Source organism: Porphyromonas sp. COT-108 OH2963, from assembly GCF_000768895.1.
GTDB classification, from domain to species: domain Bacteria; phylum Bacteroidota; class Bacteroidia; order Bacteroidales; family Porphyromonadaceae; genus Porphyromonas_A; species Porphyromonas_A canoris.
In genome coordinates, this window is the sequence record NZ_JRAP01000003.1 from 33,990 (window position 1) to 50,715 (window position 16,726).

The following is a 16,726-nucleotide window of genomic DNA, read 5'->3' on the forward strand; positions in this document are numbered from 1 at the left end:
GGATTTTCGTGCGCACGAAAATATTTTTTTGTGCGCACGAAAATTTTTTTTCTTGCGCACGAAAATTTTTTTCTGTGCGCACAAAAATTTTCTTCCGTGCGCACACCTCTTTTTCGGGCTCCCTCGTAATGAATTTCGGGAGCGCGCTCTGCGTTAAAAATCTCTAATTTTTTGAGCCTTGCTTTCGACCGGAATCTTGCCAAAAAGAGTGCTTTTCTTTCCGCTTCGGAGGCACCGGAGAAGATTGGAAAGCTTCTCGGAAAAACGTATCTTTGCTGCGTTTATTCGGAACACTTTCCCTCCATGAAAGAGCTTGACAAGAGAAGAGATACAGACAGAATAGAACACGGCGTGCTCCAAGTGCGCGGTGCGCGTGTCCACAACCTCAAAAACATAGACGCGGATCTGCCACGCAACTCCCTCTGCGTCCTGACCGGACTGAGCGGCAGCGGGAAGTCTTCCCTCGCTTTCGACACCATATTCGCCGAAGGAAGCCGGCGCTACATCGAGACCTTTTCGAGCTATGCGAGAGGGTTTCTCGGCAACATGGAGCGTCCGGATGTGGACAAAATCACAGGGCTCAGCCCGGTGATCTCCATCGAACAGAAGACCACGAACAAAAATCCGCGCTCCACCGTCGGCACCACAACGGAGATATTCGACTTCCTCCGCCTCCTCTACGCCCGCGTCGCCACAGCCTACTCCTACAACACCGGCAGACCCATGGTGCGCTACACCGAAGAGCAGATCGTCTCCTCGATATGCTCCGCCTTCGCCGAGCAAAAGATTTATCTCCTCGCCCCGGTCGTGAAAGACAGAAAAGGACACTACCGCGAACTCCTGGAGCAGCTGCGCAAAAAAGGCTACCTCAACGTCCGGATAGACGGGCAGATGAGAGAGATAGAACGCAACATGGCACTTTCGAGGTATCAGATCCACAGAATTGAAGTAGTGATAGACCGGATAAAAGTCTCCGAAAGCTCCGAAAGCAGGATAAAGGAGAGCGTCCGCACCGCTCTCAAGCAGGGGAAAGATCAGATGGTGGTCATAACGTTCGACGATCCCGACACACCACACTACTACTCCCGCTCGCTCATGTGCCCCACCACGGGTCTCTCCTACTCCGAGCCGGCACCCCACTCTTTCTCTTTCAACTCGCCCCGGGGAGCCTGTCCGAAGTGCAAAGGCCTCGGGCAGGTAACAGCCTTGCAGGCAGAGAAGATATTCCCCAACCCGAAGCTGAGCATCCGGGACGGAGGAATAGAGCCGATAGGAAAACTCAAGCGGAACATGATCTTTGCACAGCTCATGGCGATATGCGAGCATTACGGCTTCTCCATAGACGACCCCGTGGGAGAGCTGCCCGAAGAGCTGATAGACGATATCCTGAACGGAACAAACTACACGCTGAACCGACCCAAAGAGATCCCCTCCGGGATGTTGCCCGAAAAGCTGCTGGAGTACAACGGACTTGCAGAGTACATCAACCGGTATGCGGAGATGGAAGAGTCGCACGCGGCAAGGAAGTGGGCAGAGCAGTTCAGCACTCATGTGCAGTGTCCGCTCTGCATGGGCAAACGGCTGAAAACCGAAAGCCTCCACTTTAAGATAGACGGCAAAGACATCATGGAGGTATCCTCGCTGCATCTGCCCGACTTCAAAGAGTGGATAAAGTCCCTGAAAACAAAGTTCGACAGCAGACAGTGGAGCATCGCAGAAGAGATCATCAAAGAGATAGATGCCAGAACGGACTTTCTTCTTGACGTCGGCTTGGATTATCTGAGCCTGAACCGCTCCTCCGGATCCCTGAGCGGCGGAGAGAGCCAACGCATACGCCTGGCAACTCAGATAGGAAGCAAACTGGTCAATGTCCTCTATATCCTGGACGAACCGAGCATCGGTCTGCATCAGAGAGACAATGTAAAGCTCATTCATTCCCTCAAGAATCTTAGAGATCAGGGAAACTCTCTTATCGTCGTCGAGCACGACAAAGATATGATGCTGGAGGCAGACTATGTCGTAGACCTGGGCCCCGGAGCCGGACGCAAAGGCGGACGAGTGGTCTTTGCCGGCACGCCGAAAGAGATGCTCGAACAGGATACTCTCACCGCCCAATACCTCAAAGGGACAAAGAGGATAGAAGTCCCCGCCTCTCGCCGAAAAGGTTCGGGGGAACTCTTGGTGCTGAAAGGCGCTACGGGCAACAATCTCAAGGGAGATACCATGCGCCTTCCCATCGGGACATTGACCTGTATCACCGGAGTGTCGGGAAGCGGAAAGTCTTCTCTCATCAACTCTACCCTCTACCCCATTCTAAGCCAACACTTCTACCGCTCACAGACTGCCCCGCTGCCCTATGAGGAGATAGAGGGACTGGAATATATAGATAAGGTAGTCGCCGTGGATCAAAGCCCCATTGGCAGAATGCCTCGAAGCAATCCCGCAACCTATGTGGGGATTTTCACTTTGATACGCAGCCTCTTCGTGGAGCTACCCGAAAGCAAAATGCGCGGCTACAAGCCGGGACGCTTCTCATTTAATATTAAGGGCGGCAGGTGCGAAACCTGCAAAGGCAATGGCTACAAAACCATAGAGATGAACTTCCTGCCCGATGTCTACGTACCTTGTGAAGCGTGCAAGGGAAAACGCTACAACAGGGAGACGCTTGAAGTTCGGTATAAAGGAAAATCCATCTCCGACATCTTGGACATGACAGTCAATAGGGCTGTGGAGTTCTTTGAAAACAATCCGTCGATCCTAAAAAAAATAAAGACTCTGCAAGATGTCGGACTCGGTTACATCAAGCTTGGTCAGCCCTCTTCAACGCTATCCGGAGGAGAGTGCCAACGCATCAAGCTGGCAACAGAGCTCTCCAAAAGAGATACGGGAAAGACGATCTATTTCCTGGACGAACCCACCACGGGACTCCACTTCGAGGATATAAGAATGCTTCTGAACATCCTCCAAAGCCTTGTGGACAGAGGAAACACGGTGGTTGTGATAGAGCACAACTTAGACGTGATAAAGTCCGCAGACTATATCATAGACCTTGGCCCGGAAGGAGGTACGGGTGGCGGAGAAATCATCTTTCAAGGTACTCCGGAAGAGATGACTGCTCCGGAAGTACTCTCCAAATCTCACACGGCATACTTTCTAAACAAAGAGTTATGAATATAGAATCCTCTCTCGAAACTCTCAACAATGAGCAGCGAGAAGCTGTGCTATACTGTCAAGGACACTCCCTGATACTTGCAGGTGCAGGATCCGGTAAGACCCGTGTGCTGACAACCAAGGTGGCATACCTGATAGCACAAGGCTACGCTCCTTACAGCATTATGGCACTTACCTTTACCAACAAGGCAGCCAGAGAAATGCGAGAGCGTATAGCTTCTTCCGTTGGCAGGAGTGTAGCGCAGATGATACCCATGGGGACATTTCACTCTATATTCTCTCGTATTCTAAGACACTACGCTTCCCATATCGGCTTTACCTCCTCTTACACGATATACGATACGGCAGACTCCCGTGCTCTCATCAAGAGTATCATAAAAGATATGAAGCTGGATGAGAAGCAGTATAAGCCCAATGCTGTTCAGAGCATCATATCAGGGGCAAAAAACAACATGGTATCTGCCAAGCAGTATGCCCTTTCTCCTGTTTTGACAGATGCGGACAGAAAGCGTCAGATGCCAAGGATAAAAGATATCTTTCTGCTCTATTCCGAAAGGTGTATTGCTGCCAATGCAATGGACTTCGATGATCTCTTGCTCTATACTTACAGGCTTCTCAATGACCATCCGGAAGTAAGGGAAGAGCTGCAAGAGCGGTATAAGTTCATACTCGTAGATGAGTATCAGGACACCAACAGGGTGCAACATCAGATTGTGAAGCTTTTGTGTGGTGAAGACTGTATGGTTTGCGTTGTCGGCGATGATAGTCAAAGCATCTACTCATTTCGAGGAGCTCGGATAGACAACATACTCAACTTCCGGAAGTCTTTTGAGAATGCCGCACTCTTCAAGCTCACAAAGAACTACCGCTCCACTTCCAATATCGTAGATTTGGCAAGCGGACTCATAGAGAAAAACACACAACGCATCCCGAAAGAGGTAGTAAGCGTGAAAGGACCGGGACAGAAGACTACCCTTATTTCGTCTTACTCTGCCAACATAGAGGCACAAGCAGTAGGGGCAAGGATACTGCACCTTATACAAAGCGGTGTAGATCCGGAAGATATAGCCATCCTCTACCGCACCAATGCTCAAAGCCGTATATTGGAAGACCAGATCAGAGTGTTGGGCATCAAGCTAAGGATATATGGAGGGATGTCTTTCTACGAACGCAAAGAGGTGAAAGATGTTATCGCATACCTTCGCCTGTTGGTCAATATGGATGATGACGAAGCCTTCCGACGCATCTACAATATGCCGGCAAGAGGTATAGGAGCAACCTCTTTCGAGCAGTTGCACACGTTTGCCAAAGAAAAAGAGTGTTCCTATATGAGTGCCATTCTCAATGAGCCCGACTTTTGCAATGCCCTCAAACCGGCCGCCGTAAAGAAGTTTAGAGCCTTTGCCGATATGATTTTGGGATTTAAGACAGAGGCTGCAAGCTCCAACCTGCTGGAGTTAACACAAAATATCCTTCACAAAAGCGGACTGTATAGCCTGCTGGAATCCGATAAGACGGCAGAAGGAGAGGATCGTAAGCAGAATATCTCGGAGCTACTCAACGCAATGGACGAATATACGGCTCTGAAGGAAGATGAAGGCGTGGAAGCACCTACACCGGAAGAGTATCTGCAAGAGGTTGCTCTCTATACGGATAGAGACCAAGACGAGAAAGACGATGCCCCTAAAATAACACTTATGACCATGCACACCTCCAAAGGGTTGGAGTATGACTATGTGTTTATAGTAGGTGTGGAGGATGGACTTATCCCGTCCGAACGGAGCATTGATACCATAAACGGAGTGGAAGAGGAGCGACGACTGCTCTATGTGGCTATCACAAGAGCCAAGATCGAGTGTTGTATCTCTTTTGCATACTCTCGTAGCAGCTACGGCAAGTATGTACAATCTTTCCCCAGCAGATTCTTGTACGACCTTGATGAAAAGTTCATCAACAACGAGAGCGATCTCAAATTCAGGAAAGAGAAACACTCTCCCTCATTTCTTGCAAAAGCCATAACACGAGAGAAAAAGCTGGAACCCCTCAAAAACGTTCCCCAAGCAGCCACTACGCAAGCACTCTCCTACAAAGAAGGAGATCGCGTCAATCATCATATCTTTGGGGATGGGACCGTTCAAGAGATGGTTCAGAGCGATCATGGAATAAAAATAAAAATCATATTTGATACCGAAGGAGAAAAGCTACTCATAGCCCGCTATGCAAAGCTCACTCCGATCGAATAAAACAGACAACACCATACAATGGATACAGCATCTCTATTTCAATGGGCATTAGAGTCTTTGGACTACTTTACCATTACTCTCTTGATGATCATCGAGAGCTCTTTTATACCATTTCCTTCCGAAGTGGTCATACCTCCTGCCGCATATAAAGCGGCTGCAACAGGTGAACTCAATGTCTATCTTGTAGTCTTATTCGGAACAATAGGAGCTACGATCGGAGCTCTCATCAACTACTATCTGGCTCTCTTTCTCGGACGAAAAATAGTTTACAGATTTGCCAATAGCCGCATAGGAGCAATGTGCCTTATCAATGAAGCCAAAGTACAGAAAGCGGAAAGCTTCTTCTATAAAAACGGAATCATCTCGACCCTTATGGGTAGGCTTGTTCCGGGTATTCGCCAACTCATTTCCATTCCTGCCGGACTTGCCAAGATGAAACTTCCACAGTTCATCCTCTATACTTTTATCGGTGCAGGTGTTTGGAACGCTATTCTTGCAGCCATGGGCTACTACTTCGCTTCATTTGTTCCGCAAGACAAACTTATGGACTATGTCATGGAGAACAGCCACCTTTTAGGTTACATCTTCATGGGAATAGGTGTCATAATTGTTGCCGTACTCATCTACAAGGGGAGCAAAAAGCCCTCTAAGTCCTGAATATATCTTGTTGTTTAAAGTTCATCCATACTCTTATAAGTATCGTTCTGTACATTGATTGACACAGATAGAACGAAAGTACTTTTCACATTACAGCAAAGAAACAGTTAAGGGCTGACTCCTTTATGGGAAGTCAGCCCTTAAATTTTATGCGGTAATAATCTGGAGATTTTGTTTTTAACACTCCGATTTTCTTCATAAGAGTCTTCTTCATTCAGCACATTGAAAATTGTTTTCGCTCTTTATGATTTCCATACCGGGTCCATTTTTTAGAACTCCATTGGATTATAGTATGCACTCCAGCTCTCAGGAACAGAGTGGCTACCTTTTTCAGAATTATCCATAATCAATACGCGAACGCCAAGATTCTTAATGAAGCGCCCGGCTTGCTCATACATATACTTCTCAAATTTTAGCCACTCCTTTTTCGTTGCGTTCTTGTATTTCCAATTATAATTGAGAATCGGTCGTGCTTGTTGGGACAAACCAACACATTCGAATATGAAGTTATTTTTTGTGTCCGTTATCTTCAAAATTGCACCGGGCAATCCCTGAAATTTCCACGGACCGAATCCGATAGGTATTTCTGATGTAAACCAAGCGATATAGTCCCTTCCGGCATAATGCAATGTCGCTTTTTGACAATTATATCCCATAATAGAGTCTGTTTCGTTTTGAATATGCCAAGTCATCATTGGCACTTTTTCTTCATAACGATAAACTTCCGTTGTAAATGGAATTCTATTATCAACCGTAAACTCTTTTTTCAACAGATTTTGTCGTATCTCATACCCTTGCCAGCCAATGTCATTTGGTTCAAAATATCCTACTACACGAACCAATGAATCATTGAGTATGTCGTTTTCTCTGAGATTCTTACTAAAGAAAGAGGTGTATCTCTTACCAATGAGCAGCACCATATCATCTTCGATACTTAGTTGTGTGTCATTCTCTGATGCTTTGGTCTGAAAATGATAGGTTAAGGTAAGATAGGCACTATCCAATACGCTGTACTTATTGGGGTTAAGCGATGCTAATACAAATTCGGGACTATCCATTATATAAGACATCTGAACTTGAGCTTTCAGTTGCATGGAATAGCTCAAAGAGATAATGAGAAGAATTGCCGAACGGACTAAAAATCTTGCATTCATAATTCATTTCTATTTTAATGATTAAAATAACTTAACTCTTACTCCAACCAAGAAAGTACGTCCTCTCAGTGCAACATCATTGACAGAAAGCAAAACACCACTATCTATGGCGCGATGATAAACAGTTTGATTAAATAGATTGATACACATGAGATTGAGAGTGGCACGTCTCAGTTTCCACTCAAGAGAGGTATTGAAAAGCTGAGTAACTCTATCGGATGAGAAATAACTGTTGTAATACACTTCAGATTCTGCTTTTAGCATAACAGGATCGAATAGATTGATCAGAAGATTGTTGCTGCTCTGTAGCATCCAGTAGTTATCCTTTTTTCCTTGATCCGTCACATAAGATTGAGAAAAAGAGACATTATTATTCGATGAAACTGATAGCCATTTAAGAGGTTGAGCCATACCACTTATCTGAGCCACTAAGAAGTTAGTATATCCATCATAGTGCTTGCCTCTGATTAGATAATTCTGCCGATCACGTCCGAGACTGATCATTTCAGATACTTTGCTGTTCCATTTATAAAAACCTTTTGAGAACTCCTGAGTAATCTGAAAAACCTGATAATATTTCTCTTGTTTAATAAGTTGATGAATGATTTTATCATTTTCCGATCCGTAAGCATTCATATAGCCTTTCCGTAGATCAGCCACAGTAAAGGATATATTGGCAAAGAGCATCTGTAATATGTCTTTATAATTGATGACGGCAGATGCTTTCAAACTTTTGTTACGCAAAGGAGCCAAACTTGCTTGGTTGTTAAAGAGAGTATGATAGTTGATATAATAACGATGAGACAACAATTCAAGTAAGCCATTGTACTCATCTTGATAAGAAGCGGAAGCCTTCACCTCAAAACGATCACTCGCTTTGTAATTGATTGAAAGCATTGGAGTGATATTCCAATAATGTTCCGATTGGATTTCGTTCTTTTCGCTCTCTTTTTGATAGCCTTTTATCCCGATTGGGCAATAGACAAACCATTGCCATGCTTGATGGGGATGAAAATAGGATAAGCGAGGCACTACATAAAGACCATATTGAATCATAGACTCATTGGAGTGTTCATCGGATAGTGCTATTTTTAGTCTTTCAGCCTTGGTGATGTTATTGGCTCTTATATCAAAATGCGTCCATCCCACTTTCGTCCGATATAAAGACAAAGAGTGCTCCGTATCGAAAGAATATCTGTCGAATGTCTGTTGATTAAGTGGTATTTTTAGAGTCGATTGCGTTGTTCTAAAAGATAGCCTGGAGGAGATATGAGACAATAAGTGTTTGGAGGGTGTTTGCACTATCAAGCTATTGGATATGGCAAAATTTGTCTGACTCAAATTCTGTTGAACTGCTTCATTCATTTGCTTTAGATCTCCATCTGCATGACCGGTATTGAAGTGGGTATTAAAAGTATTTTTCAGATACCACTTCTTCGAGTTTAGTTTATAGTTGATATTGCTTGCTAAGTAGTGCCGTCTGTTTTGTAGGCTATTTTGCTCTTTGAAAATAAGCTGTTCGTTGTTATCCAAAAAGAAATTCCGATAATCGTTTGACTCTCTCTGCTCTTTATCATAGAGATAGTTGACATTTAATGCCAGAGTCCTGTCTTGATCAATCTTAAATAACTGATTTATAGAAGCCGAGTGAGTATCATTCAGATAAGACCAAGAGTTATTGATGGGAGCTTTATTGGGTAGTACCAGTCCTATTCCCTCTTCAGTATTGATATTGGTTGGTGCTTTGAGCTCTTGCCTCAAGTCGGTTCCTATATTGTTGCTTTTAAGCAAAGATATATTCTGATGCTTGGAAGCAAACTTCATTATATTAAAGTTTACATCTCTTGCCAGTGGCACTCCTCCCGCTTGGGCATCTAAAGTAGAAGCCCAAACTCCTTTGGCTCCCTGCTTTAGTCGGATATTGATAGCCGGCTGGTCGCTATACTCTTTGCCTCTTAATATCTTTGCCTCTTGATGATGTTGTAGAATTTGAACCGAAGCAATATCTTCTGCATTGATGTTATTTGTGGCAATATTGTACCTATCGTCAAGCAGGTTATTGCCTTCTATATAGAAATCTTTAATCCACTGACCATTGACCTGTATTTTACCTTCATTATCGACACTAATACCGGGCATCTTTTTTAGAAGATCTTTCAAAACTCGATCATTCTTACTGAAATAAGCTCCCGCAGTATAGCTGATAGTATCCCCTCTTGTTCTTATTTTGGAAGCTTTGACTGTAACTTCTTGCAATCTGTGAACTTCTTGTTCTACCTTAAAATCTATCTTTTGTGATTTATTCTCTATCTCTTTTACAATCGTTTTTATACCCAATCCTTTAACTGTCAAACGAATCCGTTTTAGCTCCGCAGCGTTAATAACTAAAGAATAGCGACCATTTGTATCTGCTTGCGTATACGAAAGTGGTCGATTATTCTGCAGAGATGTCCCTATTACGAATATTAAGTTATCACCAATTGGAGTGATTGTACCTTCTATCCGAACTTGAGCATAAGAGACTTTGAAAGTAGTAAATATGAATATCACCAAAAAGAGCAGACGTTTCATAGGTTTAATATAAGGTATAGAGAGGAGCAATATATCTTATAGGAAATTCGCCCCTATGCTAATTCATTGATTAAAACATCAACTTCAAGATTGTGTCAAGGATTTATTCTTTATCCCATGTGCATTTGTAGCCCTACAATCTGTGTAATCATAAAAAAGCGATTAACAAAAAATACCCTAATAGAATTTTCTAACTCTAATAGGATATTCCAAAAGTAATACATTTATTTTACCTTAACAATGTCTATACGAAGCATCTTCACATTTTTATATTACTATCTGACAAAGCCTTTATCTTATATTCACCTATACAATCAAAAGGTTGGTCTCCATACAGTCATAACTTGTTAAGAATTTCGCTAAGAGAAACACGAAATGATATAATCTTTTCTGTTCTGCACATTCCGGTATTAAGGGCAATGAATAGCAAACTAAATGTTATTCTCTTATTATTAAGTCCTTAGGTTTTATTCTTTTTTTATCCGAAGGTCTATATTTTCTTAGGGCAGCAAACGCCTCTTTTCCGGTGTAAAATATATGTATCCCAACACCATCCCTCCTCCCAAGAGTATCAGGTTGGCAATGTCTCGCATATCGTATCCCATCAGTTCTTCTATCGGACGTACTGAGCCAATGTAAGTATAGGTTGCAAATGGCAGATAAGAGCCAATCGGTTCGTTCGTAACAAAGATTGCAATACCTGTCAAAAGAATGCACGAAATAACGGGCAGCGTAAAGTTTCGGGAGAACAAACTGAAAACCAACTCTATCATCCCGACACAGAATGAAGCCAGCAAGATCCTTGAGAGAATTTGTAGCGATGGCAACCAAACGGCATACTCTGCAAATGGATATGCCGGCATTAAAAAACCTAACAGATACCCGCCCAAAATGAAGCCTGCCCACGTAATAACAGACACTATTACGATCAGAAAAAATAGCACAAGCACTTTAGACAGATAGAGCTTCCACTTCGTAACGGGCAGAGAAAAGAGAGACCTGATGTTGTCATTCTGAAACTCGATCTCACAAAGCAGATAAGATACAACTGTTACAACCAGTGGCAGCATCAACGAAAGGAAAGGAAAGCTGTGGCGAGACCAGATCGTCATCCATGGATTACCGACATACTGAGGCATCTCATAGCCAAAAAGTCCGCTCCGCCCCTTATAGAGCATATAGATAAGTGCAAGCAGGTAGACGAGCAAAGGGGATAACAGACAGGAAACAATGATCCTGTTGTGAAAAACTTTATAGATCTCTGCTCCGCATAGAGCCGAAAGAGAGAGCTTGGATTTCATAACTATCTATTCTGTAAGGTGGATAAAAGCATTTTCGAGAGCAGAGCCTTTGTGGGTTATGTTGTATATAGAGATTCCGTCTTTCGACATGGAAGCTATCAGGCGAGCAAATTCATTTTCGTTCCCGATCTCAAACTCCACATGATTTGAATCATGAACGCCCAGCAAAGAAAAGTTGGAGTCATACCCCAGACGAGTGATGACAGAGGTATCATTGACCTTAAAACTTACGATGTCGGGCTGTTTTCTTGTCAGACCGTCAATATTCCCTTGGTAAAGTATTCTGCCTTCGTGGATGATGGCGACGTGGTCTGCCAGCTTCTCCAACTCCTCCAAGATATGGCTCGAAAGGAATATGGTTACTCCCTCTTCCCGGTTCAGCCGCTTCAAGATCAATCGTAACTCATATATCCCTTGGGGATCCAACGCATTGAGAGGCTCGTCAAGAATCAACATCTTCGGGCGATTGAACAGACACATGGCCAGACCGAAACGCTGCTTCAATCCGGATGAAAGAGAAAGGGCTTTCTTGTCGGCATGATCACTAAGTCCCATTAGGGACAATACCTCCTCTTTTCGTTGTTTGCCCATCCCGAATATAGTATCAAGGTAGTTCAGATTTTCCGATACGGTCAGAAACGGATAAAAAAATGGGTGTTCTATCATACTACCGGAGAAAGAGCGCAGAAGGAGTGGAGACTCTTTAAGATTAACACCTCGAAAAAAAATCTCCCCCCTCCCTATCGGAAGCAACCCCAATAACAGCCTTATGGTGGTAGATTTTCCCGCTCCGTTTTTTCCCAGATAGCCAAACACGGATCCTTGAGGCACTTCCATATCGACTCCTCGAAGGACTTGGTTGCCTTGATAAGCAAAATGCAACCCTTTTATAGATAGTATGCTATCCATAGAACTAAATTTTTAATTAAACTATGCATCAAAGGTATATAATATATCTGTTATTATCAAAATCCAACGAAGGCTATTGTATCAGAAAGTAAGCTTTAGGTGGTTTATCAATACTTTCTACCCTTTTATTAGATAGCTTTGTGTCTTCTCTGTTTCTAACTTAAACACGAATGAAAAGTGTTCCATACACGTATAAAAGAAAGATTGATGCCTTACAGAAGTGTAGTTCAAGGCTTGATAGGTAAAAACCGAGCTTTGAATATTGGAAAGCAAGGCATGAAGTGGAAAGAGCAAAGTGTGAAGCGGAGAGAGCAAGCCTTGCTTCTAACTTTCTAACCTATTCAAGAAAGAAAAAGACCATGTTTAGCAGATAATCTAAACATGGTCTTTATGATTATGATAGTGGGATAACAGTGAGGGCTGCCTTTATCTTAAATAAGAGGCAATCTTCTACCGATAATCTTTCTACGGCTCTACCCTATCGAACAGAAAGGAGTATATGATGTAGTTGTCCAATCCAAACTTGGTTTTCCACTCAATGGGCGGAACTTTGCTATAATTGATGGCGCAGTAGGAACCGAATCCGTCCTCCATATAGAGGGGAGGAATGAAAACAAATAAAGGTGTAAAGACTCCGCGTTCAAACTTCGGATAGGCATGAGCGACGGAGAAAAAGATATAGTCTTTTGCCTGCTGCTCGTCCACTTTCAGTTCACGAGTGGCATCTTGCTTGAGTATGGGCAGATTGAAGCTCACTTTTAACGTGGCTTTTCCATCTTTATTCTTTGAAATCTGCCCAAGTCCGGAAAGAGGGTAAGATGTATATAGATCATTTTGGGAACGATGTGCCAAAATGTCGGCGAAAGAGATCGTGTCTCTCGCTACCGAGCCTCCTTCGATCTTCTCAATAAGTATCGCCTTGGGATGAGTCAGGGGCAAGGAGGAAGAGATTTTCAGTTTGTAGAGACGGACACCCAGAAAGTCCAACAGGTCGGACATATCACCTTCGGGAAGAGTATCGGTAACGGATAGAGTGTCGTCCTGCTCCCGGTTCTGCGCATTAGAAAGCAGAGGAAAAGAAAGAAGGAGTAGAAAGAGTAGAATTTTGTTCATAACAAATAAGTAGAATAAGGGTATAAAAAAGGGGATCTTCGACCGGGCAAAGCCGATGAAAGATCCCCTTTCTGTTTTATCTATGTCTTTATTGCTGTTTAATAGAAACGTACTCTATTGTCAACAACATCCATCTTAGACATGAGCAGTCTCAAAGCCTGCATTCTTACCTTAGACTGAAGGTTGGCTTGGATAAGATCTCCTGCGTTTGCACCGGTTAGAGGAGAGTTGATATTAGGTACTCTCTCTTCAACCTTCACTACATAAACGCCGTTCATACCCTTTACAGGAAGAACCTTATTGAGCGGAGCAGAAGCTGCCACAGCATTAAGAGCAGGTTCAAAACCGACACCGTCTATTCTGGTACTTGCAAAGCCCAAGTGTTTCAAAGTATCTGCCGGAAGAGAGTGAGCAGCTGCAAATGCTTCCAAAGACTGAGGATTTTCAGACTTCAACTGTGCGAAGAGCTTTTCAACCTTCTTTTCGTTCAATAATACAGGACGAATCTCTTCTTTTGATTCTTCAAACGGCTTGTAACCTTGAGGTATCTCCTTGCGTACAACAGCCATTACGAACTTGTCGTCATAGTCTTTAATGTCGGAGATAGATCCCTTTGGGTTATTGAATGCCCAGCGTACCAGCTCTCTACTGCTTTGGATATTTTGAGCAATAGCGGAAGATGATGGGTAAACTTCCATGTTGTAAAGCACTTGATAACCCTTGTTGATGGCAGCTGTATCTATGCCTTCTGCCTTATTGTAAGCAGCCTTGAATGAGCTGATATCGTTGTATGCCTTGGTATATGTCTCTGTTCCAGGCTCTACACTCTTTGAAAGATATGCCACCTTATACTTATTGACCGGAGCTGTAGCCTTATCGACCAAAAGGATGTGCTCTCCAAAACGAGAAGAGAACTTGAATGGCTTATTGATCTGAGCAGAGAAAAGAGCATCGCGGAACTCTTCACCGAACGATTGCAAGGCTTGTACCTCTGTTACCCAACCAAGTTCGCCTGCGTTGTCTTTAGAGCCGGGATCTTGAGAGAACTGTGCTGCAAGATCCGAGAACGCTGCCGGAGTAGAACCCAATACATTCAAAAGGCTGTCTATAACCTTAGTGCCTTCGGCTGTTGAAGGTTGTAGGATGTGGCGGATAAATATTGAGTCCGGAGCCACTTTCCTGCCAACAAGCTTTGCCACTGCGTATGTACCGCTGTTGTGATGTACCGGCAGTACGGCACCAACCTCTGCACTCTTCAGCTCGTCCAACATTCCGGTGTAGAAGTATTCCGAAGAGAGAAGACCTTCTGAAAGGTATGAGTCGATATACTTCATATCTGAATAAGAAGAGATGATATCGTCATAGTTGTCTCCTTGAGCAAGTTCTGCCGCAGCATCTTCTATATCTTTCTTTGTGTCTTCCTTATCTTTTTCACTCGGAAGAAGAGTAGAGTAAATCACATCAACCACTCTATATGCAGGCACTTTGAACATCTCTTTGTGAGTGTTGTAGTACTCTTTCATCTCTGCATCAGAGACAGAGACAAGAGAGTCCGGCATTGCAAAAGAGTTTTGTGCAACATAAGCGATGGTTGCAATCTCTTTTTCTTCTGTGGTTGCAGCTGCTATATCCAGCTTATTTGCAACAATTCCTTTGGTCAAAAGAGCATCGTACTTCTCATTCAAGCGAAACTCTTTGACTTGATTTTCTATGGACAACCAGTAAGCACGGTATTGTAGCAACTGCTGACGAAGTTCGGGAGATGCTTCGTTTACTTGCTTCTCTCCAATAGACTTTCTAAACTCGATAAATCCATTTCTGTCAAAGTTGCCCTGCTCATCCTTAAACATCGGAGATTGTAGGATAAGAGGAGAAATGTTTTCACCTTGAACAAGATCGTAAACCTCTTCCGGAGAGATGGTAAGACCTATCTTTTCGGCTTCGCTATTCAAAACATTCTCCATGATGATCATAGAGTAGACTTGATTGCGAATCTGTTGGTAGTCTGCCTCTGTGAGCTCTCTGTTTCCACTGAACATCTTGTAGTTCTCAGTAGTCTCTTCCACCCTCTTTTCAAAATCTTGAATCTTGACATTCTCACCATTTACACTCAATACAACCATCTGGCTGTCTTGAAACAAAGCAGACCCTCCTCTGAAAAGGTCTCCAAGTACAAATGCAAGCATAGCCAAGCCCAATAGTACAACGAGCAAGATTGCATACTTACTTCTGATTTTCTCTAATGTTGCCATATAATGATATTATAGTTTTAATTTACATGATTTACGAGGAACAAAGGTACATATTTTTTACTGTATAGCTACACTATTCAGGGGAATTAGCTATGGTCAAACGTACCAACATTATTTTATTTTTTGTCGCTCTTATAATATTAAACTTAAAGCTTGGTTCCAAGAAGATAGCATCTCCTCTATTGGGCAGGGATTGATGATGATCCAATATCAATCCGGCTATGGTAAGATAGTCCGGAGAGGTAGGCAGATCAAGATCAAATTTATCGTTAATGTCATCAATCTCGGCACGCCCCGAAAAGATGTATTCGTTATCTCCGATCTTCTTCATCACAACCGATAGAGTGTCGTGCTCATCCTCTATATCACCAAAGATCTCTTCCAAAAGATCTTCGAGTGTAACTATTCCGGCTGTACCTCCAAGCTCATCCACGACAACGGCAATGCTCATCTTTTCCTGCATGAGCTTCTTCATCATCTTCTGAGCAAGTACACTTTCTGGAGCGTAAAGCGTAGATCGGATGCTCTCTCTCCAGTCTCCTCTCTGCTCGGAAAACATTTCCACCGAGTGTATATAGCCGATGATGTCGTCTATTGTATCTCTATAAACTATTATTTTGGAAAATCCGGAAGAGATAAACAACTCTAAAAGCTCTTGCCTTGTGGTGTTTTCCTCTACAGCAACAATCTCGTTGCGAGGGATCAGACAATCTCTTAGGTGAATGTCGGAAAAGTCTATCGCATTCTGTAGTATCTTTACTCCTCCTACCGTAGTCTCTTTACCTGCAGAGGTGTCGCCTTGATTTATCTCTATATAATTGTCCAAATCTATTTTGCCGAGCTTTACCTCTGCACTCATGTCCTTTCTTATTCCGAACAGGAACAGCAACAGATTGGACAAGAGAGCGGAAAACTTTGCGATAGGATAGAGGATGATGTAGATCAGAGCAAGGGGGAAAGAGAAAAATCTCAAGCTCCAGTTGGGATTGATTTTAGCAATAGCCTTAGGTATAAACTCTGCCGTTATGAGAATGATCGCCGTAGAGATAAGTGTCTGAGCAAGGACAACAAGAAACGGATTGGAAATAAAACGGGAAAGAGGAGGCTCCAAAAGCTGAGCCATAAGGAGACCAAAGACGACCAAAGCGATATTATTCCCCACAAGCATTGTGGTAATAAACTGTCCCGGATTGTTAAAGAAAAGTGTTTGCAGCCGTCCAATACGGTTGGAAGAAGATTTGTCTAACTCTATACGTAGCCTGTCCGATGAGACAAAAGCAATCTCCATCCCGGAGAAAAAGGCTGAAAATAAGATGCAAATAAAAATGTAAAGATAAATCATGGCTCTTCCTGAT

11 protein-coding genes are annotated in these 16,726 nt (G+C 43.3%); 4 read left to right on the top strand and 7 right to left on the bottom strand.

Going from position 1 to position 16,726, the window contains the following annotated elements; all coding sequences use genetic code 11:
• Window positions 1-303: 303 nt before the first annotated feature.
• From uvrA to HQ39_RS01645, 3 genes are read left to right on the top strand one after another with little or no spacing between them, the layout of a single operon-like run.
• Window positions 304-3,171 (top strand): excinuclease ABC subunit UvrA, encoded by a 2,868-nt coding sequence (gene uvrA, locus HQ39_RS01635; protein WP_036863199.1) that lies wholly within the window; start codon window positions 304-306, stop codon window positions 3,169-3,171.
• On the top strand, window positions 3,168-5,414 hold the full coding sequence (locus HQ39_RS01640; protein WP_036863131.1) for an ATP-dependent helicase: 2,247 nt from the start codon (window positions 3,168-3,170) through the stop codon (window positions 5,412-5,414). The genes uvrA and HQ39_RS01640 overlap by 4 nt, the downstream gene beginning before the upstream one ends.
• 18 nt (window positions 5,415-5,432) lie before the next feature.
• Window positions 5,433-6,071, top strand: coding sequence for a DedA family protein (locus HQ39_RS01645; protein ID WP_036863133.1), 639 nt, complete (start codon window positions 5,433-5,435; stop codon window positions 6,069-6,071).
• Between the two features lie 269 nt (window positions 6,072-6,340).
• On the opposite strand, the gene HQ39_RS09115 is transcribed toward HQ39_RS01645, so the two are convergent.
• From HQ39_RS09115 to HQ39_RS01665, 4 genes are all read right to left on the bottom strand, one after another.
• Window positions 6,341-7,225 (bottom strand): GLPGLI family protein, encoded by an 885-nt coding sequence (locus tag HQ39_RS09115; RefSeq protein ID WP_052079337.1) that lies wholly within the window; start codon window positions 7,223-7,225, stop codon window positions 6,341-6,343.
• A 21-nt stretch (window positions 7,226-7,246) separates the two neighbouring features.
• Window positions 7,247-9,796 (bottom strand): hypothetical protein, encoded by a 2,550-nt coding sequence (locus tag HQ39_RS01655; protein WP_036863136.1) that lies wholly within the window; start codon window positions 9,794-9,796, stop codon window positions 7,247-7,249.
• Window positions 9,797-10,296: 500 nt separating this feature from the next.
• Entirely contained in the window at window positions 10,297-11,097 is an 801-nt protein-coding gene (locus HQ39_RS01660) for an ABC transporter permease (RefSeq protein ID WP_036863139.1), read from the bottom strand.
• Between the two features lie 6 nt (window positions 11,098-11,103).
• Entirely contained in the window at window positions 11,104-12,006 is a 903-nt protein-coding gene (locus tag HQ39_RS01665; RefSeq protein WP_036863141.1) for an ABC transporter ATP-binding protein, read from the bottom strand.
• 207 nt (window positions 12,007-12,213) lie between these two features.
• On the opposite strand from HQ39_RS01665, the gene HQ39_RS09735 reads away from it, so the two are divergent.
• Window positions 12,214-12,342 (top strand): hypothetical protein, encoded by a 129-nt coding sequence (locus HQ39_RS09735; RefSeq protein WP_262498708.1) that lies wholly within the window; start codon window positions 12,214-12,216, stop codon window positions 12,340-12,342.
• 129 nt (window positions 12,343-12,471) lie between these two features.
• Here HQ39_RS09735 and HQ39_RS01670 read toward each other — a convergent pair whose 3' ends face one another.
• From HQ39_RS01670 to HQ39_RS01680, 3 genes are all read right to left on the bottom strand, one after another.
• A complete protein-coding gene (locus tag HQ39_RS01670) occupies window positions 12,472-13,119 on the bottom strand; it encodes a hypothetical protein (protein ID WP_036863144.1) in 648 nt (215 codons plus the stop codon).
• Between the two features lie 98 nt (window positions 13,120-13,217).
• The gene (locus HQ39_RS01675) at window positions 13,218-15,371 is read right to left on the bottom strand and encodes a peptidylprolyl isomerase (protein ID WP_036863147.1); all 2,154 of its coding nucleotides are present in this window, start codon (window positions 15,369-15,371) and stop codon (window positions 13,218-13,220) included.
• A gap of 73 nt (window positions 15,372-15,444) precedes the next feature.
• A complete protein-coding gene (locus HQ39_RS01680) occupies window positions 15,445-16,713 on the bottom strand; it encodes a hemolysin family protein (protein ID WP_036863150.1) in 1,269 nt (422 codons plus the stop codon).
• Window positions 16,714-16,726 lie beyond the last annotated feature (13 nt).